The following is an 18,399-nucleotide window of genomic DNA, read 5'->3' as shown; positions in this document are numbered from 1 at the left end:
CCACCATGGCCCTGCTGACCGTCCAGACCATCAAGCCCGGCGGCCTCTCGCCGACCTACGGGGCCGCGAGCGCCGGCGGCGACAAGCTCCCGCTCAGCGCGGCGAACACCTTCCTGCACGTCAAGAACGGCTCGGCGTCCAGCATCACCGTCACCGTGACCACCCAGAACAACTCCTACAAGGGCCTGACGGTGCCGGACCGCACGGTCAACATTCCCGCCTCCGGCGAGCAGATGTTCGGCCCGTTCGACCCCACCCTGCACGCCGACATCAACCAGCAGGCCTCCATCGGCTACAGCGCGACCACGACCGTGACCGTCGCCGCGTTCCGCCTCTGACCAGGAAGAAGGGAAACCATGGCTGACCTGATCAGCGACGGGAACACGAAGGTCGCATGGGCGTCCTCCGTCGCCAACGTGCAGTCCCCGACGGCCGCGGAGCTTACCGCGGCGCTCGACTGGACCACCCGCATCACCCCCGACGGCCTCAAGACGGACCCGACCACCGCCGACGTCGACACCAGCTCGCTGGCGAGCACGTTCGAGACCAAGGTCCCCGGCCGCAAGAGCTACTCGGCGGAGATCACGTGCAAGCGGGGCAGCACCCCGGCCGACGACCAGCCGTACGCCACGCTGACGTACGGCACCACCGGGTACCTGATCGTGCGTCGTGGCCTGCCCTTCCAGACCGCGTTCGGCACCGGTCAGCAGGTCGAGGTGTACCCGGTCGCCTGTGGTGAGCCGCAGAACATCGCCCCGACCGCGAACGAAATCTTGAAGTTCCAGGTGCCGCTCAAGGTGATCTCGGACCCGGCGACCCGCGCGATCGTGGCCTGATGCCCGACATCAGCGACCTCATCGCCGCCGCGGTGCCCCGCGAGCAGGCCGTTCGGGTGTGCCTCGACGGTGCCGGCGCCGCCCGCCTCGCCGAGCTGGAGGACGAGGCGGCCGCGCTGGAGGGCTGGCAGCCGGCCTCCCTCGGCGACGCGGACCCGCGTGCCGAGCTGCGGCCGCTGATCGAGCAGGCCCGCACCGCGCTGGCCGGCGCCACCGTCGAGTTCCGGTTCCGGGCCCTGGGTCACCGGGCGTTCTCCGCCCTGATGGCCGCCCATCCGCCGGCGCCCGACCGGCCGGAGCTGCTGTACGGCGACACGTTCCTGCCCGCGCTGCTGGCCGCCTGCAGCACCTCGCCGACGCTGAGCCCGGGCCAGGTCGACCAGCTGCTCGAGCGCGTCAACTACGGCACCGCCGCCGAGCTGTTCGCCGCCGCGGTAGCGGTGAACGAGGAGCCCTCTCCCATCCCTTTCTGATCGGGCGGCTGCGGGACGCCCGGCTGCCGTACCGGCGAGAGGTCGAGGCCGCCCGCGCCTGGGGAGTTCCCCGTTCGGTGCTGCTCGGCCGGCCGATGCCCGGGCCCGGTGAGCCGCTGTGGCTGCCGGACGACCGCTGGTGGGCGCTCGCCCTCCTCGAGGTCGAGGCCGCGGCATGTCGGGACTGCGGGCACCCGACCGGCGAAACCACCACCGCCGACGCCGAGTACGCCTACGACGCGCAGGTGGTGCGCTGCCACGCGTGCGCGGCCGGGGCCCGGCGCATGGCCGCCGTTCAGCAGGACGGCACCCCCACCGAGGGCCTGCAGGTCAGCATCTACCCCAAGGGGGAGACGGGTTGAGCGTCGTCGTCATCGGCCTGCAGGAACTGGTCGCCTCCCTGGAGAGCGCCCCGGTGCGGCTGCGGGTCTACGCTGCCAAGGCCGTCGAGGTCACCGCCCGCACCATCCGCGACGACGCCCGCCAGCGGATCTCCGGCCACCGCTACCTGCCGCGCTACCCGCAGTCGATCACCTACGACATCAAGCCGACGCCGGTCGGCGTCGAGGCCGAGGTCGGCCCGGACAAGCAACTGGCCCAGGGCGCGCTCGGCAACATCATCGAGTACGGCACCTCGAAGAACGCGCCGCTGCCGCACCTTGGCCCGGCGCTGGACGCCGCCGAGCCGGACGCCGAGCACGGCATCACCATCGCAGTGCAGGACGCGCTGCTCTGACCGCGAGGACACCCGCCATGACCACCCGCAAGACCGCCCCTCCGGCCCGGCTGACGTTCGCCGAGATCCGGGAGCGCATCAGCCGCCCCCGCCGGATCGTGACGCTCACCCTCGACGCCGCGGCCGCCGCCCAGGTCGACGCCCTCGAGGAACTGTGCGAGCGGCTGCGGGCCACCGGTGCCGAACCCGAGCAGCTCGCCACCGCCGCCGCCGCGCTGCGCGAGGCTGAGCAGTGCGCCGAGGCCTCCCGCGCCGAGGTCGTCCTGGAATCGGTCTCCCACCGCACCTACCAGGAGCTGAGGGCCCAGCATCCGGCCACCCGTGAGCAGATCGAGGACGCCAAGCGCCGCGGCGTCCCCGAGCCGGCGTTCGACGCCGACGCGTTCTCCGCTTCCCTCGTGTTCGCCCAGCTCATCGAACCCCGGCCGGGCAACCGCGAGGCTTTTGACGGGTTCTGGGCCGAGCTGTCCGACGGCCAGCTGGGGCGCCTGTGGGACGGCGCGCTCGCCGTACAGCTGACCACCTGATCCGCGGGCCAGCGGCCCCGCAGCAGCGAGGAGGTGCCCCGTGGCCGACCGCACAGTGACCGTCCGGGTGGTTGCGGACACCTCCCAGTTCGACGGCCGGATGCGCGGCGCCGGCTCCTCCGCCCTCGCGCTGGAGGAGTCCGCGCTGCGGGCCGGCCGCGGCACCGCCCTGATGACCGCCGAGGCCGGCGCCGCCCAAGCAGGTCTCGCCGCGCTGGGCACCGGCGCCCGCGGGGGCGCCGCCGCCGTCCGGGAGGCCGAGCAGGCCACCGCCACCGCCGCCCGCAGCGCCCGCGCCGTCGGTGCGGAAGTCTCGGCCGCAGCCCCCGCGTTCGGCCGCATCGGCACCGCCGCCCGCGGCGGCATGGAGACCGTCCAGCGCGGCACCGAGGGCGCCCTGGACTCCGTCAAGCACCTGGGCCTGCTGCTGGCCGGCGGCACGATCCTCTACGGCCTGCACGACATCGTCCACCAGGGCAACGAGTACCAGGACTCGATGAACAAGTTCATGGAGGTCACCCGCGCCTCGGGCGGCCAGATGGAGATGGCCGGCCGCGAGGCCAGGGCCCTGGGCGCCGACATGAAACTGCCCAGCGCGAACGCCGCCGAGGCCGCCGAGGCGATGTCCGAACTGGCCAAGGCCGGCCTGTCCGCCGAAGACGCGATCAAGGCGGCGCGCGGCACCATCCAGCTGTCGGCGGCCGCCCGCACCGACGTCGCCACCGCCGCCCGCATCGAGGGCGACATCATGGACCAGTTCGCCCTCAAGGCGAGCCAGGCCACCCGGGTCGCCGACATCCTCGCCAACGCCACCAACTCCGCCAGCGGCGAGCTGATGGACATGTACTACGCCATGAAGTACGTCGGCCCGACCGCGAACTCGCTCTCCGTCAGCATCGAGGACACGGCCACCGCGATCGGCCTGCTGGGCAAAAGCGGGATCATCGGTGAGACCGCCGGCACCAGCCTGCGCGGCGCCCTGGTCAACTTGGCCAAGCCGACCAAACAGGCTTCCGAGGGTCTGAAGGTGCTCGGCATCCAGGCGTTCGACTCGAGCGGCAGGTTCAAGGGCCTGCGCTACGTCGTCGATGAGCTGCACGACGCCCAGCACAAGCTGAGCGAGCAGCAGTTCACGGCGGCGAGTGCGATGGCGTTCGGCAAGCCGGCGCTCTCCGCGATGACGGCGCTGGCCCACCAGGGCGCCGAGGCGTGGGATTCGTTCTCGGTGCAGGTCGGCCGGGCGGGCGGCGCCGCCGCGCTGGCGGCCGCCGAGTCCCGGGGGCTGGGCGGCGCGATGCGCGGCCTCGGCAAGCAGCTGCAGGCCGCGGTCCTGGAGATCTACCTCGGCATCGCCCCGCACCTGGAGGGCATCACCCGCGCGATGGCCAACAGCGTCTCCGCGTCGATCCCCTACATCCAGCGGGGGTTGAAGACCGCAGAGCAGCTGTGGGAGCTGTACGGGCCCGGGGTCGAGCGGGTCCTGGCTGCCGGCGGGTCCCGGATCGTGCACGCCGCGGCGGCCATCGCGGGCCCGGTCGGGTCGACCCTGGCGCACCTGGCCACCCGGGCTGTGCCGGTAGTCGCGCACGACATCGACCTCCTCGGCGAGGTCTACCGCAACGCCCGGGGCGCGGTGGCCCCGTTCACCGACGCGCTGAAGGAGTCAGGCTCCGCGCTGCTGAGCCATGCCGGGGCCGTCGAGGTGCTGGCCGGCCGGGTGCACGCCGGCATCGGCCTGGTCGCCGGCCTGTCCTCTGAACTCGGGCCGCTCGCCTCCGTTGTCGGCAGCGTCGCGCACGCGTTTTCCGCGCTGCCGGGGCCGATCCAGCTGTCCATCCTGGGCATGATCGCCATGCGCCCGTTCCGGCCGCAGATCCAGGCCCTGCAGGACACGGTCGGCGGCTACGGCCGCTCCGCCGTGGACGCGTTCCGCTCCATCAACGGCAGCATCGCGACTCAGATGGCGCTCGCCGAGCAGGCCGGCGTATCGATGGGCCGCTGGGGCGGTGCGTTCGCCGCGGTCGAGGCGCACGTGCCGGTGATCGGCGCGATGGCCGGGGCCTACCGCTCGACCTCGGCAGCCGTCGAGGAGAGCGGCGGCCGGCTCGCCGGCTTCCGCGGCGCGCTCGCCGGTACCGCCTCCGCGGTGGGCACCGGAGCCGGCATGGGACTGCGGGGCGCCCTCGGCGGCCTGTGGAGCCTGCTGGGCGGCCCGTGGGGCGTCGCGATCGCCGCCGCCATGATCGGCCTGGACCACCTCGCGCAGAAGCAGCAGCTCGCCGCGGCCGCCGCCGAGGCCCACCGGGGCCGCATCACCAGCCTGACCACCGCCCTGCAGCAGTCGCACGGCGAGGTCGACGCCTCCGTGCGCGCGGCGGCCGTGCAGGTGATCGCCGACGCCCGACTCAAGGACGGCAAGACCGCCCTGCTGGACGTCATGAAGAGGGCCAAGATCAGCGCGAGCGAGCTGACCGACGCCTACCTCGGCCAGGGCAGCAGCATCCCCCAGCTGCGGCAGAAGCTCGAGGAGCTCGCCAAGTCCTACGCCGCGTCGCGGGCCGGCAGCGAGAAGGACCAGGTACTCACCCATGAGCAGGGGCGCCAGTACAAGGCCGCGGCCGACGCGCTGGCCCAGCTCGACGGCGAAGTACCCAAGGCCATCGAGCGGCAGAAGGACTTGGCCGGCGCGGTCCGGGGATCCGGCGACGCGGCCGGCGACGCGACCAGCCCTACCGGCAGGCTGAAGGCCGCGATCGACACCCTCAGCAAGACCGAGGCGGACGCGGACACCAAGGCCCGCGCCCTCAAGGACGCGCTGAAGCTGCTGTCCGGCGGCCAGCTCGAGGTAGAGGCCGCGATGGCCGGGATGAACCGCGAGGTGCTGGACCTCAACGCGAGCTGGGCGAACGGCGTCGACAAGACGCAGGGGTACGGGGCCGCGCTCCTCGCGGTCGACGGCAGCCTGAACACGACGACGGAGAACGGCCAGACGCTCTGGAACAAGCTCCAGAGCCTGACGGAGGGGACGGCCCAGGCGGCCCAGGCCAGCTACGACCTGGCCCGCTCCCAGGGCGTCTCCCTCACCGAGGCACTGAGCCGCGCCGAAGCCCCCATGCAGACCGCATGGGAGGCCACGGTGAAAGCCGGCACCGAGTTCGGCTTGACCGGCGACCAGGCGAAGATGCTCGCCTATCGGATGGGCCTGATCCCGTCCTACCTGGCGATCACCATGGCGACCCCCGGCATGAGCCAGACGCAGAAGGAGCTCCTGTACGTCCAGGGCCTGACCACGCACCTCGCCGAGGGCACCAAGATCACCGTTTCGGCCCTGACCGCGGAGGCCGTCAGGGACCTGGAGTCCGTCGGGGTCAAGGTCAGGGAGCTGCCGGGCGGCCGGCAGATGGAGATCACCGTCCCCACCGCACAGGCGCAGAACAACCTGAACGCCCTGATCAGCAAGATCGCGCAGATCCCGTCGAGCAAGAGCGTCTCGGTGGACGTGTCGTGGATGACCTACTCCGACCGGCACCTCCCGGTCGGCTGGGCCAACGGCGGTATCAACTACGCCTACGCCGACGGCGGGATCACCGCGTTCGCGCAGGGAAGTGAACGCCACGTCGCCCAGATCGCCCCGGCCGGCGCCATGCGGCTGTGGGCGGAGCCGGAGACCGGCGGCGAGGCGTACATCCCGCTGTCCCCGGCGAAGCGAGTGCGCTCGGAGCGGATCCTGGGCCAGGTCGCGGACCGGTTCGGGTACCAGCTCGTCCCGGCCCGGGTTGTCACCGGCGCTGGGGCGACCTCGAGTACGAGCTACGACCAGTCCCGGCAGATCGAACTCCACCTGCACGGGGCCCAGCAGTCCAGTCGCGAGCAGGCCGCCGACCTGGTGCGGCACCTGCAGTTCGTCAGCTGAGAAAGGGGTGGTGTCGTGGCGTACATGCCCGGGAGCACGCTCGGCGGCCTGCGGGTCGACCTCGGCACCATCCCGCTCGGCGGCGTCGACAGCGCCGGCGTCGCCTGGGTGCTGACCAAGCTGGAGGGCTGGGACAGCCCGGATATCCGGATCACCCACGCGCTGCGGCAGTCCGACCACGGCGCGTGGGCGAGTCCCGCCTACCTCCACCCGCGGGTCCTCGCGCCGCAGGGCACGATCGTCGCCCCCGGCCGGGCGACGCTGGACGCCGCGATGGACCAGTTCCAGGCCGCAGTCTCTCTCGGCGACACCACGTTCACGGTGTGGGAGACCACGCCGAAGCGGTGCACCGTCCGCCGCAGCGGCAAGCTCCTGATCGAGCGCCAGACCGACCGGGTGGCCACGTACAGCGCCCTGCTGACCGCGGCCGACCCGCGCCGCTACTCCACCACCCTGCAGACCCAGCAGACCGGGCTGCCGCAGATCACCGGCGGCACCGCACTGCCGTGGACGCTGCCGCTGACCATCGCCAGCGGCAGCCAGTCCGGGCGCCTCACCCTGGCCAACACCGGGACGATCGGCACCCGGCCCGTGTTCACCATCACCGGGCCCATCACGCCGCCGGCGGCGATCGTCGTCCAGGTCAGCGACGGCACGGTGCGCCAGCTCACCTACAACGACGCCCTCGGCCCCGGCGACCGGCTGGTCATCGACTGCAACGCGCACACCGCGATGCTCAACGGCGCCACCAGCAGGCGCCGCTACCTGTCCGGACAGTGGCCCGAGATCCCGCCAGGAGGATCCGCCACCGTCCAGTGGAACGCGAACAGCTACAGCCCCGCGGCGATGCTGACCGGCACCTGCCGCTCAGCCTGGATGTGAGGAGGCCCCCATGCCCACCCGACCCCTGTGGGAGCCGACGCTCTCCTACAACGAGGCCGACCTGCGGTCCATGGACAGCATGCTCGCCATGACCGACGGCACCGTGCTGGGTTCCCGGCCCGGCGCGCGCCCGGGCGACCCCGGGCTGACCGTCACCCTGTCCGGCACCACGATCAACGTCGGCGCCGGTGTCGCCACCCTGTACCGGTCCGGCCAGGGCGTGTACCGGGCCTACCTCGCGGCGACGTCCCCCGGCACCCTCACCGCCGCGAACGCCACCTACACCCGGATCGACCTGGTGTACCTGCGCGTCTGGGACACCGCCGTGGACGCCACCGGCCTGCGCCAGGCGGACGCCGTCTACCTGCCGGGCACCGCGGCGGCCGCACCGGTGGCCCCCTCCCCGGGCCCCACCGAGATCTACATCCCGCTGGCGACCATCACCGTCCCCCCGACCGGCGCCGGCGCGCCCACCGTCAACGGCTCCGTCCTGCCGGTCACCGTCGCCCCCGGCGGCATCCTGCCCGTCACCTCCGCCACCGACCTCGCCGCGACCGGCTCCTACACCGGGCAGGCCCGCTACAACACCGTCCGCGGCTGCCCCGAGTACTGGAACGGCTCCGCCTGGACCGCCCAGGGCGACTCCACGAGCTTCACGCCGACGTTCTCCTCCCTCGGCGGCGGCGCCAGCCTCGGCAACGGCACCCTCACCTCGCGGTGGACCCGCATCGGCAACCAGGTCCAGTGGTCCGGCTCGTTCACCATCGGGTCGACCACGAACACTGGCACGGGCCTGTGGTTCATCAGCATGCCCACCCCGCAGGCCTCAGGGTTCACCCGCCTCGGCTCGCTCAACCTGATCGCCGGCGGCAACAACTACCTCGGCGCGGTCAGCTGCAACCCCGCCGACGGCGGCAAGGCCGCGCTGATCGCCAAGTCGCCGTTCTCCAACGTCTCGTTCGACAACGTCTCCGGCACCGTCCCGGTCGCCCCCGCCGCCGGCCAGCAGATCCTCTGGAACGTCAGCTACGAGGGCGCCTGATGGGCCCGGTCACCCTCACCTGGTACGGCTGCGACCTGCGCACCGGACGGATCGCCGAGGAACTGCCCGCCCTCACCCCGGCCCAGCCGCTCTCCCGACGGCTCGGCGCCGTCACGACCACCTCCTTCGACCTCGCCCTCGCCGGCGCCCCGCCGGCCTGGCAGCCCGCGACCGACCCGGGTCGCACGCTGCTCGTCGCCGTCGATGCGACGACCGGCGTCCCCCTGTGGTCCGGCATCCCACTGACCCGCGCCGGCGGCAGTGCGGACACCGTCGCGATCACCGCCTCCACTCCGGAGTGCTACCTCGACCGCCGGTACACGGCCTACACGGGCACGGGCGTGGACCTGTCGACCGCTATGGCGCAGGTCGCGCAGCCGCTCCTCACCCAGGGGCCGCCGTTCGCCGTCGACTCCGTGCCATCCGGCACCCTCGGCAACTACACCGTCCAGGACTCCGACGACAAGACCGTCCTGTCCTGCCTGCAGGAGATCGACGCGATGTCCGCGGCCCCGGAGTGGACCATCGACACCGTCTGGGCGAACGCCGCGCAGACCGCCGTACAGCTGGTGCTGCGGATCCGCCCGCAGATCGGCGTCCAGTCCGCCAGGCCCGAAGCACAGTTCGACCTGCCCGGCTGCGTCACCGACTACACCCTGACGGAGTCCTACGAGCGCGGCCGCGGCGCCACCTCGGCCACCGCCCGCGGAGAGACCCAGGGCAACTCCCGCATCACCTCCGCCCCGCACACCGCCGCCTCCCTGATCGCCGACGGCTGGTGCCTGTGGGAGTACCGCTACCAGCCCGCCAGCGGCATCACGGACACCTCCCAACTCGACGCCCACGCCACCGAGGCACTCGGCCTCCTCCAACTCGGCTCCGCAGCCTGGACGGTGCACGCCGCCGCCTCCGCCGCCCCGCGCCTGGGCACGGACTGGGCGCTCGGCGACAGCATCGCCGTCAACATCGCCAGCTCACAGCGCCACCCGACCGGCGCCACCACCGTCGCCCGCGCCTACGCCTGGGAACTCGACGCAGAGAACAACACCGTCTCCCCGATCCTGCTGGAGGACCAGTGAGCGTCCGCCGCGACCAACTCCCCACCACCGCAGCCGATTTCGGACGCGCCGTCGACCAGATCCGCCGGGAGGCCCGCGAACGCGCCGCCCAACTCCTCTCCCTGCTGCGCCGGGCCGACGGCACGATCGCCGCCCGCGTCACGGCCACCTGGTCGTGGCTCGACCGGGCCGGCAACACCCTCATCGCCGAGGACCCGGTCGCCGGATCCGGCCTCGCCCGCCCCTGGGTCGCCTACAGCCCGCCCACCGACGACAACTCCGCGAACTGGCCCAGAACCGCGGCAAGTTCCTGGACCACGATCGCCCGCTCGCGCGGCATCACCCAGCACCCCAAGGTGCGAATCCGGGCCGCCGTGGTCACCGACAGCGGCACCGCCGGCCAGATCCGCCTGTGCGTCAACGGCACCCCCGTCGCCACCGGGGCCGTCGGCGCCGAGCTCAACACCACCGCGCCGCTGCCGAGCTTCGTGCACATGGCCGAGGTCGAGTTCACCCTCCAAGCCCAGGTCACCTCCGGCGCCGGCAACGTCTACGGCACCACCCGCTACCTGTACGGCGTCCAGTCCTAAGGAGTCCCCCGTGCGCTTCATCGGCATCGTCGTCGCCCCGGACACACCCACCCTCACCGGCTACCTCGACCAGGTCGCCGGAGCCGAGTACCGCGCAGGCCGGGCCGGACAGGCCGCACCGCCGCAGCCCGGAGTACCCACGGTCTACGGCGAGTTGTGGCTCATCTCCGTCAACATGCCCACCACCTCCGGCACCAACAGCTGGCAGGTGTGGGCGTTCACCAGCAACGACGACATCCCCGGCTGGCCGGCCAGCACCGCGCAGTACACCGGCGGCATCCGGGCCGCCAGCGACATCGCGCAGCCCCTCAAGACCGCCGGGAACACCGTCGTCCTGCGCCACTACAGCAACTTCGCAGTCACCTCGACCGCCGCGGACGTCCCGCTCACCTGACCCAACCCGCCCTCGAGGAGGGACACATGCCCGACCTCTGGATGCCCGGCGCCGAGGTGCACGACCTCGGCGACCACGCACCGACCGACCAGCAGTATCCGCCCAAGGCGATCGCCCACATAACCTGGGACCGCAACGCCACCGCCGCCGCGCCGCAGGACTGGTGCACCTTCGACGACCTCGTCAACTACTTCACCACCAGCGGCGCCGGCGCGGCACCCCACATCATCTGGGACCCGTTCAGCGGCCGCATCGCCCAGCTCTTCCCCGCCGACTCCCGCTCCAAGTCGGTCGTGGACCAGCCGGGCGGGACGAGGACCAATCGGGCTGGCCGGGTCGTGATTCAGATCGAGGCAGTGTTCTTCCCCTACTGCCGCAAGGACGGCGTCGTCTACCCGCGGCTGGTGGACACCCCGTGTGCGGGCTGGGACCGCCTCCACGCCTGGATCTCCTCCTGGGGCGTGCCCGACACCTGGCCGATGGGCCACCCGACCGACTTCACCTCGCACCGCAACGAGCAGGTGTGGGAGACGCAGGGCGGCTGGTACGCGCACGCGCACGTGCCGGAGAACGACCACACCGACCCGGGCTCCTGGCCCGACTTCACCGCGCCGACCCCGGCGCCCACTCCCTCGGAGGACGACATGCCCCTGACCGCCGATGACGTCGACCGCGTAGCCCAGCGGGTCGTGTACCTGCTCGCCCAGGCCTGCGCTGGCCAGCCCCCGAACGGCGCCGACGACAACCTCACCTGGCTGATCAACTGGTACCACCAGTGCAGCCAGTCCAGCATGGGCGCGGTCCTCGACTACAAGCTCGGCGCGGCCGGCGTCGCCGGGCTCGCGCAGAAGATCGACGCGGCCCCGGGTGCAGTGGCCCAGGCCCTTACGAGCGGCATCACCCTCACCGTCAACACCACCCCGAAGGGGGCCTGATCCATGCCGCGCATCTTCGGCCGCGAGCCCGCCCTGTGGCTCGGCCTCGTTGCCATCGTCGTCAAGGCGGCCGCCGCGTTCGGCCTCGACGTGACCCCGGACCAGCAGGCCCTCATCAACGCCCTGGCCGCCGCACTGGTCGGCGCCGTCGTGGCGTTCATGGTCCACGACGGCGCGGCCGCCGCGATCCTCGGCCTGGTCCAGGCCGCCATCGCCCTCGCCGTCGGATACGGGCTGGACTGGTCGGCCGACCGGCAGGCCGTCGTGATGTCGCTGGTGGCTGCCGCCGTGGCGATGTGGACCCGCACGCAGGTGACCGCGCCCGTGCCCGCTCCCGCGCAGCTGCCGCCTCTGCCCGCGAGCCGCCAGTGACCAGCCCAGCCCCGGAGGTGTCCATCGCGCTCGAACTCGCTGAACTGCGTCGGTCGGTGGACGTGGGCAACGCCACCACCCAGGGGCAGCTGCAGCTGCTCGTCCAGCGCGGTGACCAGACCGACCGGCGGCTCGACGACCACGAGGGGCGGCTGGACTCGCTGGAGCGGGGCCGGTGGCCTCTGCCCGCAATCGGCGCGCTGACCGGCCTCGCGGGACTGGTGGCCGGCGTCGCCCCTCTCATCTCCCGCTGAACCACCGCGCCCCCGCTCTCCTCCGGGAGGGCGGGGGCGGCTTGCCATGTAGCGTGCTTGACACTTTGGGGCCGGGCGGGCATTCTTATGTCAAGCGCGCTACACAAGTTGGCGCCGGACACCGGAGGACGCTATGTCCGCTCTCGTCACCCCTCGCCAGATCCGCGCCGCCTTCGCCAACCGCTCCACCATCGACCGTGGCGACGACCTCGCACCGGTCACCTACGACGACATCGCCACACTCCTCGGCGAGTTCGACGCTGACGACTTCGGCGACTACTCGAACGCCGACTGGCAGGTCATCGCCGACCAGCTCAACAGCGACATCCCCGGTGAGCCCGCAGACTCCGCTCAGGCCGTCGCTCTGCAGCAGGTCGAGGAGGCCCGGCAGTATCGTGACCGCGTCGTCGCCCAGGCGACCGAGGAACTCGCTGACAGCATCCGCCACGCTCTCGCGGTGAAGGCTCCCGTCACCAGCATTGCGGCGCGGGCCGACCTCAGCCGGGAGCGGATCTACCAGATCCGCGACGGCCGCCGCTGATGGGCCGCCGGCCCCCCCGGCCTGCTGGAGCGGACCCGGATGGTCTGGTGACCTGCCTGTCGTGCGGGCGCCGCTTCCGTTCCCTCGGCCCACACCTCTACCGAATCCACCAGATCACGGCTGCCGATTACCGGGCCGAGCACCAACTCCCCGCCGGTACGGCCTTGATGGCTACAGCCACGCGGAACGCCCTGTCAGCCGGGCGCCTCAAGGCCATGGTTGATGACCCGGAGCTGGTAGGTAGGATGCGCGCTTCCACTCCTCCGCTTTCGGAGCTCGCTCGCCGGTCGGCGGAGGCCCGCGCTGGCACTGACGGGCTTAACGCGGTTCGGGCCGCCCGTCGCAGTGGCGCCCTGCGGACTCTCCCATCTGCCCAGCAAGCACGCCGGGAAGCCCTCGACGCAACGGCCCGCGCGGCTGGATTCGCCTCGATGGAGGAGGCGATCAGAGCGACGAGCAACCTTCCGTCCCGCGCTGCGGCCGCCCGGATTGGGGTGGGCGCCAGTACCGTCAAGCGGTGGCGCCGGCGTAACGCGACCTGATGTGCCCCGCCCGACTTCGGTCGGGCGGGGCATCGTCGCGTCTGGGGTCAGCCCTGCGGGTACTGGCCGTCGAACCCGCGGTACTTGGTAACGATCTTGGGCGCGGGTCCTCCTGTGGCCGGTGGGGCACGAACCTACCGGCCGACCGCCGCCGGGTGATCCCGCTGTGGCTGACCTGTGACCAAATGGGTCAGCCGTCCCTCTCTGCGAGGGATTCGCCAAGGGCAGTGTGTGCGCGGCCGGTGAGTTGCTGGTGCAGCAGTTCGGCCCGAGACCGGATCAGGCCTTCCCGGTAGTCACCTGGCAGCCGGTCCCACACGCCCACGGCCATCGCGGCTGCGCCGGTCTGATCTCCGTCAACCCGCAGGCAGGCGGCGGTGTCCATGGCCAGCAGCGCCCGCGTCATCACGGACGGCGAGTCGGTCAAGCCCAGGGCTGCCTCCTGTGCGGCGTAGGAGCGGCTGGAATCGCCGAGCAAGACGTAGGCCTGGGACAGGTGAACGTGATGCTTCTGCTCGGGATAGCCGAACCAGGTGTCCGCAGATTCTGCACCGTCCAGCCGCTCTGCGAGGGTGTGGACATCGGCGACAGCCTGCGCGGCCCCCGACATGTTGCCGGAGGCCGCCAGCGCGCGAGCCGTGACAGCTGCAGCCAGAGCGCCGGCTGCGGTCGGGCCGTCGCCTGCTTCGGCCCGCGCACGCTCGGCGATCTTGGCGGCGACTTCCGGTGCCCCGTAGTTCAGCGGGACCATCGCGTGCCGAGCAAGGACCCACGCCAGCATCCGCTGATCGCCGGACTCCCGGGCGGCACGCTCAGCAGTGGCGAACCACTGGAACGCCGAGCGCTGATCACCCCGGTCGTGCTGGACGATGGCGACCAGCCCCGTGATTCCGGCGGCCGTCCGGGCGAGGTCCGTACGAGAACGCGCCGAGTGCGGGCGTCGGAGGACGTCCTGGAGCAGGTCTAGGTCGGACAGCATCTCGGCTAGGACTCGGTCCGGAGAACGTCCCCGGTACCCTCCCCGATGCCGCTCGAAAGCCGCTTCCAGGTAGTTGAGGTCGCCGTCCTCAGATGGTGTGAGTGCTGACTCGATGCCTTCTCGGGCCTGGGCGATGCCTGGCAGCACTACGATTCCGGCCGCCGCGGCCATGCCCGTTCCGATGAACTTCCGCCGGTTCACGGTGTCCTCCGTGCTGTGCTTGCGCCGATACAGCCGAGATCGGGCTACAGCCTCGGCCACCTGCTCCATGGAGAGACCGTAGGCGCCGACGATGCCTGAGAGCGAGGGCTGTCGCGGAAGGCGCTTCTCCGTTTCCCAGTTCTTCACCGTGTCAGGGCTGCACCACTCGCCCATCGCCTCCCCGACCGCAGCGGCCTGTTCTTCCCGCGTCAGCCCCGCTTGCTCGCGCGTCGCGCGCAGCAGCTCGCCGATTCCGTTCGGGGTGACGGCCACGCTCTTCCCCTTGATCGTAGGTGACGAGGCATCAATTGTGCCTCCAGGAAACGGCCCCGGGGTCACTTCATCGGCCCCCTTTGCGGCTCCTCCCTTCGGCATGCCCCGGGAGTTGACTAGCTAACGGCCGCTCCACAGGAAAGTGCCGGACACCCGGCCTGGGGCCCGAGAGCGGCAGCGCGCGGCAGCCTCTTGTGACCCGGTGGTGGGCGCGGGGCTGCTGCGCCGCCTCCCTCAGACGGTCAGGAGCGCTCCGTGAACACCGAGCAAACCCCCACCCCCCGGAAGACCAGCATCGAGCTGCCGTCGCTCGACCCCGGCGGTGGCCGGCGGCCGCCGAGCCAGGTGTCTCGGGAGAACAGCGTCGCGACCGAGGCGCGGATCCTGCGGGACGAGCACCGCAGCGACAACGGCCAGTGTGTGCGCTGCGAGGTGCCCTGGCCGTGCAGCATGACCGTTGCGGCGGCGTACGGGGTCTCGCCGTGACCGGCTCGGTCGATCTGGACCGCGCGCGACGTCGGGCCCTGGTGCTCTGGCAGATCGGTGAGGGGCGCCGTCGTCGGCGGCTGCGGGGGCTGCGATGACGTCCGCGCCTGCGGCCGCGGCCGAGGAGCAGGTCGAGTGCGGGCTGTGCACCGTCTGCGGGCGCTGGGTCCGCGGCCGATTTCTCCAGGACCTCACTGCGTACGTGGCTGAGGTCGAACACTGCCCGCCCCGCGACGCGCATCAGGAGGCACCATGCCGCCCGACCCGGCGATGACCGGCCTGGCTGATCAGATCCTGGCCAGCAGCACTCACGCCGGCCAACTCCTGACGTCCATGGGAGCGGTGGCTACCGGATCGTTCTCCCCGGAGGCTGCGGACCGGTGGGTGCAGGACGTGCGGGCTCGGGTGATGCAGTGCTTCCACGACGGGTCGCTGCAGATCTGCCCGCACCTGACCGGGCCCCAGCCGACCGTTGCACTGGCGGAGCGGCCGGGCGCGATCATGTGCTGGCCGTGCTACACCGCGGCCGCACGCACGTGCCTGACCTGCAGCAGACCCGTCGGTGGAGACTCTGCCCGCTGGGGCCGTGAACACCTGGCGCGGGGCCCCGCCGTCACCTACTCCCGAGTCCTGTGTACGCCGTGCGTCGGCACGTGCGAGCCGGGCGGCACGTTCGGCAGCGGCCGGTAGCCACAACTCCCGCCCCGGTCGCCGGGGAAGGCGACCAGACGGGCCCGCCGGCCGCTAGCTCTTCCCCCTGAACTCCTCCTGGCCCTTAGCGCCGGGAGGCTGCACCACTCGACACCACCGAGAGGAGCATCATCATGACCAGCTCGCCGATGTCGCTCGTGAGCGCAACGACGTACAGCTCCGTCGTGTCCACCGTGCTCGACAACAACAAGGGCATGGCGGTCGAGATGGCGGAGCGCATCGTGCGCGAGGCGCTCGCGTTCGTCGTCACGGGCGCCCGCCGGCCGTACCTGGCGATGGCGCCGAGCCGCATCGTGGATGAGGGCTGGCATGCCTTCATCGTCCACACCGAGGCGTACGCCGAACTGTGCACCCGGGAGGGCGGGTTCGTGCACCACGCGCCCGGGTTCGACCCGGACAACTTCGACCCGGACATCCTGGAGCAGACGCAGGACGCCATCCGGGAAGCCGGCTTCGAGGTCGACCCGGAGCTGTGGCGGCCGCCGACGGACGACGCCCTCGTGTCGGTCGCGGCGAACTGCCAGCACGCGCCCAATTGCACGATCAAGCCCATGAAGAAGCCGGAGAAGCCGTGCAACAAGCCGTCGGCTGCTTGACGGGCGCGTACGCTGCCGGACAGTCGACAGGAGGTGTCCAGATGGGTGAGTACATCGATCCGCGCTACGCGCACGTCGTTGCCTGGTACCGGCAGCAGCAGGTGACCCCCGACCCGGAGCCGGCGCTGGGCTGGCCAGTGTTCCGGGCTGATGGCGAGCCTGTGCCGGCTCGTCTCGGGTTCCTCATGGAGCCGATCCCGAGCGAGTAGCACGAGCCCCCTGGCCGGCCGTGCGGCGGTGCGGTCGGCCAGGCTCGCGCGTTCGAACAGCAGTTCGAGATAGACTCCGGCCACCGCCACCCGGGGGGACAGACCGGGGAGCACGCCCTGAGCACCTACACCCTCACCGCCGATGGCCTCCTTGCAGTGTCGAGTACTCACGACACGCTGCAGGGGGCCGTCGGCGCGCTCGTCACGCTCGTCAAGGCCCTGCCGCTGGACCGCGCCCAGCGACGGGCGTACCTCTTCTTCCTCGGCGCGGACGGCGGCACGCGGCGCGTCGAGGACTACCTCCGCGAGGACGACGGCCGGTTCGAGCTGCAGATCCTGCTCGGCGGTCGCCTGTACAGCGTGATCATTTCTCCAGATTGACCGGCTCCGGGTAGTGCGATTCGTGTCGCGCCCACCAGTACAGCAGCGAGTGCAGCGAGGTCGCCCCGAGCGCGGCTTTCAGCGGTTCCAGCTGCATGCTGATCCACCGTCGGCTCACCCCGCGGCCCGAGGCGATCGCCTCCAGGGTGACGTCGCGCGCGAGCTGGGTGAGGATGCCGTGCTGCATCGCGGTGACCTCAGGAAGCGGCGTCCCGTCCCAGGGAAGTGCGCTGTCCCAGTCCCGCAGCCATGCTCGCCGTACGTACGCGACGAGGGCCTCGTCGCGGATGAGCAGGGCCCGCTCGGGGTCAGGGGTCTCTATGACGGCGACGCGCCGGTCAACGACGACCGTGCGAGGCCACCCGACTTCCGAGGCGAGGGTGCGCACCTTCGCCCCGTAGCTGGTCATGGTGGCGGCCCAACTGGCGGTGGGGCCGTGCTGGCGCGCCGAGGCGCGGTGGATGGTGCGCATCTTGGCGCCGCGTTCGATGACCCCGAGGTCGCGCTGGTAGCTCATGGCGAGCATGGCGGGCGGTCGGGCGCCGCTGGGCTGGGCTGTCAGCAGCTCTTTGCGGCAGTTCTCGATGATGGGCCCGAGCCGCTCCTGCATCTCCCGCTTGGTGGCGACGTACTCGACAGCGCCGTCGGATCCGGGGTGAGTGGCCCTGTAGGACGAGATCAGCGGGTCGAACAGCCGCGGCAGGGCGGCGGCCTGCGCGAGGTGTTGGGCGCCGAGCCGGAGGAAGTGCTCCTGCATCCGGAGCGCGGCGTCGGCAGCGGACAGCACCTGGTAGTGCCCGGGACGACCGGTATCGGGCGCGACGAGCCCGAGGCTGAGCAACTCATCGAGTGCCGGCGACGGGCCGGGGGCAGTTGCTCGGCCGGCTGCGATGTCCTGATAGAGGATCCGGGACTCCCATTTTAGAAGTCCGTCTGACACAACCGGGTCCAAACTGTCCATTTTGCCCCTCGAAATGAACTTCCAATATGGGAGTTTGGCCGATCGTATGGCCGATGCACTTGAACAAGCAACGACTCAGGCGAACACTGGATCAAGCCGGAGCCACTTGCTCCGCACTTGCCTCTTACACCACATCTGCGAGCAGCAGAGAGGGGACGCCCATGCCCGCACGCAGCCTCACGATCCGAATCGGCGCCGCCGCCGCCACCCTCACCGCCGGCCTGGCACTTCTGGTTGGCACGACCGCCGCCTCGGCCCCGGCCGCTCCGGCGCGCGTCGCCGACTCCAGCTGGGGCATCGCGCCTCCGAACTCGACCCCGAGCCCGACGGTCACCCCGCTTGCGCTCGCGGACGACTCGTCCTGGGGCTGATGGCTGCGCCCGGCCGCAGAGGCGGCCGGGCGTGCCCATGACTTCCGCCCTTCAGTGCCCGCTTTCACCGGGCGCTGAAGGGCGGGACCTCCAGAGTCGGTAGGAACCCAGACGCTCGGGAGGCTGCCGGGAATCC

24 protein-coding genes are annotated in these 18,399 nt (G+C 71.6%); 22 read left to right on the top strand and 2 right to left on the bottom strand.

The annotated features are described in order from the left end of the window. The first annotated feature begins 5 nt into the window (after window positions 1-5). The 17 genes from AB0O91_RS21025 (at window position 6) to AB0O91_RS20945 (ending at window position 13,095) form a co-directional block, all read left to right on the top strand. Window positions 6-338 (top strand): hypothetical protein, encoded by a 333-nt coding sequence (locus AB0O91_RS21025; RefSeq protein WP_363435333.1) that lies wholly within the window; start codon window positions 6-8, stop codon window positions 336-338. 18 nt (window positions 339-356) lie between these two features. Further along, entirely contained in the window at window positions 357-836 is a 480-nt protein-coding gene (locus AB0O91_RS21020; RefSeq protein WP_363435330.1) for a hypothetical protein, read from the top strand. Continuing rightward, on the top strand, window positions 836-1,309 hold the full coding sequence (locus tag AB0O91_RS21015; protein ID WP_363435327.1) for a hypothetical protein: 474 nt from the start codon (window positions 836-838) through the stop codon (window positions 1,307-1,309). Before AB0O91_RS21020 ends, AB0O91_RS21015 begins: the two co-directional genes overlap by 1 nt. A 77-nt stretch (window positions 1,310-1,386) precedes the next feature. Further along, on the top strand, window positions 1,387-1,671 hold the full coding sequence (locus AB0O91_RS21010; RefSeq protein ID WP_363435324.1) for a hypothetical protein: 285 nt from the start codon (window positions 1,387-1,389) through the stop codon (window positions 1,669-1,671). Beyond that, a complete protein-coding gene (locus AB0O91_RS21005; RefSeq protein ID WP_363435321.1) occupies window positions 1,668-2,045 on the top strand; it encodes a hypothetical protein in 378 nt (125 codons plus the stop codon). Before AB0O91_RS21010 ends, AB0O91_RS21005 begins: the two co-directional genes overlap by 4 nt. A gap of 17 nt (window positions 2,046-2,062) precedes the next feature. Continuing rightward, window positions 2,063-2,572 (top strand): hypothetical protein, encoded by a 510-nt coding sequence (locus AB0O91_RS21000; protein ID WP_363435318.1) that lies wholly within the window; start codon window positions 2,063-2,065, stop codon window positions 2,570-2,572. A gap of 40 nt (window positions 2,573-2,612) precedes the next feature. Further along, entirely contained in the window at window positions 2,613-6,485 is a 3,873-nt protein-coding gene (locus AB0O91_RS20995; RefSeq protein WP_363435315.1) for a phage tail tape measure protein, read from the top strand. Between the two features lie 24 nt (window positions 6,486-6,509). Next, on the top strand, window positions 6,510-7,367 hold the full coding sequence (locus AB0O91_RS20990) for a hypothetical protein (protein ID WP_363435635.1): 858 nt from the start codon (window positions 6,510-6,512) through the stop codon (window positions 7,365-7,367). Between the two features lie 10 nt (window positions 7,368-7,377). Then, window positions 7,378-8,409, top strand: coding sequence for a hypothetical protein (locus AB0O91_RS20985; RefSeq protein WP_363435312.1), 1,032 nt, complete (start codon window positions 7,378-7,380; stop codon window positions 8,407-8,409). Then, complete coding sequence (locus AB0O91_RS20980; protein WP_363435309.1) at window positions 8,409-9,488, top strand: hypothetical protein; 1,080 nt, start codon at window positions 8,409-8,411, stop codon at window positions 9,486-9,488. The genes AB0O91_RS20985 and AB0O91_RS20980 overlap by 1 nt, the downstream gene beginning before the upstream one ends. Then, window positions 9,485-10,057, top strand: coding sequence for a hypothetical protein (locus tag AB0O91_RS20975; protein WP_363435307.1), 573 nt, complete (start codon window positions 9,485-9,487; stop codon window positions 10,055-10,057). The genes AB0O91_RS20980 and AB0O91_RS20975 overlap by 4 nt, the downstream gene beginning before the upstream one ends. Before the next feature lie 10 nt (window positions 10,058-10,067). Beyond that, window positions 10,068-10,451, top strand: coding sequence for a hypothetical protein (locus tag AB0O91_RS20970; protein WP_363435304.1), 384 nt, complete (start codon window positions 10,068-10,070; stop codon window positions 10,449-10,451). Window positions 10,452-10,477: 26 nt separating this feature from the next. After that, a complete protein-coding gene (locus AB0O91_RS20965) occupies window positions 10,478-11,386 on the top strand; it encodes a hypothetical protein (RefSeq protein ID WP_363435301.1) in 909 nt (302 codons plus the stop codon). A gap of 3 nt (window positions 11,387-11,389) precedes the next feature. Then, window positions 11,390-11,758, top strand: a complete 369-nt coding sequence (locus AB0O91_RS20960; RefSeq protein WP_363435298.1) for a hypothetical protein — start codon at window positions 11,390-11,392, stop codon at window positions 11,756-11,758. Continuing rightward, window positions 11,755-12,012: a hypothetical protein gene (locus tag AB0O91_RS20955; protein WP_363435295.1), complete on the top strand. Its 258-nt coding sequence runs from the start codon at window positions 11,755-11,757 to the stop codon at window positions 12,010-12,012. Before AB0O91_RS20960 ends, AB0O91_RS20955 begins: the two co-directional genes overlap by 4 nt. A 133-nt stretch (window positions 12,013-12,145) precedes the next feature. After that, on the top strand, window positions 12,146-12,553 hold the full coding sequence (locus AB0O91_RS20950; RefSeq protein ID WP_363435292.1) for a hypothetical protein: 408 nt from the start codon (window positions 12,146-12,148) through the stop codon (window positions 12,551-12,553). After that, complete coding sequence (locus AB0O91_RS20945; RefSeq protein WP_363435289.1) at window positions 12,553-13,095, top strand: MucR family transcriptional regulator; 543 nt, start codon at window positions 12,553-12,555, stop codon at window positions 13,093-13,095. The genes AB0O91_RS20950 and AB0O91_RS20945 overlap by 1 nt, the downstream gene beginning before the upstream one ends. Window positions 13,096-13,285: 190 nt before the next feature. Here AB0O91_RS20945 and AB0O91_RS20940 read toward each other — a convergent pair whose 3' ends face one another. Continuing rightward, window positions 13,286-14,548 carry a helix-turn-helix transcriptional regulator gene (locus AB0O91_RS20940; protein ID WP_363435287.1) on the bottom strand — a complete coding sequence of 421 codons (1,263 nt, stop codon included), beginning with the start codon at window positions 14,546-14,548 and terminating at the stop codon, window positions 13,286-13,288. Window positions 14,549-14,803: 255 nt separating this feature from the next. Here AB0O91_RS20940 and AB0O91_RS20935 point away from each other — a divergent pair, with 255 nt between their 5' ends. The 4 genes from AB0O91_RS20935 (at window position 14,804) to AB0O91_RS20920 (ending at window position 16,931) form a co-directional block, all read left to right on the top strand. Then, window positions 14,804-15,034, top strand: coding sequence for a hypothetical protein (locus AB0O91_RS20935; protein WP_363435284.1), 231 nt, complete (start codon window positions 14,804-14,806; stop codon window positions 15,032-15,034). An 824-nt stretch (window positions 15,035-15,858) separates the two neighbouring features. Further along, window positions 15,859-16,341 (top strand): hypothetical protein, encoded by a 483-nt coding sequence (locus AB0O91_RS20930; protein WP_363435281.1) that lies wholly within the window; start codon window positions 15,859-15,861, stop codon window positions 16,339-16,341. A 41-nt stretch (window positions 16,342-16,382) separates the two neighbouring features. Next, complete coding sequence (locus AB0O91_RS20925; RefSeq protein WP_363435278.1) at window positions 16,383-16,550, top strand: hypothetical protein; 168 nt, start codon at window positions 16,383-16,385, stop codon at window positions 16,548-16,550. 156 nt (window positions 16,551-16,706) lie between these two features. Beyond that, complete coding sequence (locus tag AB0O91_RS20920) at window positions 16,707-16,931, top strand: hypothetical protein (RefSeq protein ID WP_363435276.1); 225 nt, start codon at window positions 16,707-16,709, stop codon at window positions 16,929-16,931. Here the strand turns inward: AB0O91_RS20920 and AB0O91_RS20915 are convergent. Continuing rightward, a complete protein-coding gene (locus AB0O91_RS20915; RefSeq protein ID WP_363435274.1) occupies window positions 16,915-17,883 on the bottom strand; it encodes a hypothetical protein in 969 nt (322 codons plus the stop codon). The genes AB0O91_RS20920 and AB0O91_RS20915 overlap by 17 nt on opposite strands. Window positions 17,884-18,053: 170 nt before the next feature. On the opposite strand from AB0O91_RS20915, the gene AB0O91_RS20910 reads away from it, so the two are divergent. Then, window positions 18,054-18,263, top strand: coding sequence for a hypothetical protein (locus AB0O91_RS20910; protein WP_363435271.1), 210 nt, complete (start codon window positions 18,054-18,056; stop codon window positions 18,261-18,263). The last annotated feature ends 136 nt before the right edge of the window (window positions 18,264-18,399 follow it).

Source organism: Kitasatospora sp. NPDC089797, from assembly GCF_040684795.1.
Lineage (GTDB): Bacteria > Actinomycetota > Actinomycetes > Streptomycetales > Streptomycetaceae > Kitasatospora.
Note: the sequence above shows the minus strand (reverse complement) of the source record. Positions and strands in the feature narration are given on the sequence as shown.

Excerpts from the sequence above, each read along its gene's own strand:
- AB0O91_RS21025 (WP_363435333.1), top strand. The coding sequence starts at position 6 with ATGGCCCTGCTGACCGTCCAGACCATCAAGCCCGGCGGCCTCTCGCCG.
- AB0O91_RS21020 (WP_363435330.1), top strand. The coding sequence starts at position 357 with ATGGCTGACCTGATCAGCGACGGGAACACGAAGGTCGCATGGGCGTCC.
- AB0O91_RS21015 (WP_363435327.1), top strand. The coding sequence starts at position 836 with ATGCCCGACATCAGCGACCTCATCGCCGCCGCGGTGCCCCGCGAGCAG.
- AB0O91_RS21000 (WP_363435318.1), top strand. The coding sequence starts at position 2,063 with ATGACCACCCGCAAGACCGCCCCTCCGGCCCGGCTGACGTTCGCCGAG.
- AB0O91_RS20990 (WP_363435635.1), top strand. The coding sequence starts at position 6,510 with ATGCCCGGGAGCACGCTCGGCGGCCTGCGGGTCGACCTCGGCACCATC.
- AB0O91_RS20985 (WP_363435312.1), top strand. The coding sequence starts at position 7,378 with ATGCCCACCCGACCCCTGTGGGAGCCGACGCTCTCCTACAACGAGGCC.
- AB0O91_RS20980 (WP_363435309.1), top strand. The coding sequence starts at position 8,409 with ATGGGCCCGGTCACCCTCACCTGGTACGGCTGCGACCTGCGCACCGGA.
- AB0O91_RS20965 (WP_363435301.1), top strand. The coding sequence starts at position 10,478 with ATGCCCGACCTCTGGATGCCCGGCGCCGAGGTGCACGACCTCGGCGAC.
- AB0O91_RS20960 (WP_363435298.1), top strand. The coding sequence starts at position 11,390 with ATGCCGCGCATCTTCGGCCGCGAGCCCGCCCTGTGGCTCGGCCTCGTT.
- AB0O91_RS20950 (WP_363435292.1), top strand. The coding sequence starts at position 12,146 with ATGTCCGCTCTCGTCACCCCTCGCCAGATCCGCGCCGCCTTCGCCAAC.
- AB0O91_RS20945 (WP_363435289.1), top strand. The coding sequence starts at position 12,553 with ATGGGCCGCCGGCCCCCCCGGCCTGCTGGAGCGGACCCGGATGGTCTG.
- AB0O91_RS20930 (WP_363435281.1), top strand. The coding sequence starts at position 15,859 with ATGACCAGCTCGCCGATGTCGCTCGTGAGCGCAACGACGTACAGCTCC.
- AB0O91_RS20925 (WP_363435278.1), top strand. The coding sequence starts at position 16,383 with ATGGGTGAGTACATCGATCCGCGCTACGCGCACGTCGTTGCCTGGTAC.
- AB0O91_RS20910 (WP_363435271.1), top strand. The coding sequence starts at position 18,054 with ATGCCCGCACGCAGCCTCACGATCCGAATCGGCGCCGCCGCCGCCACC.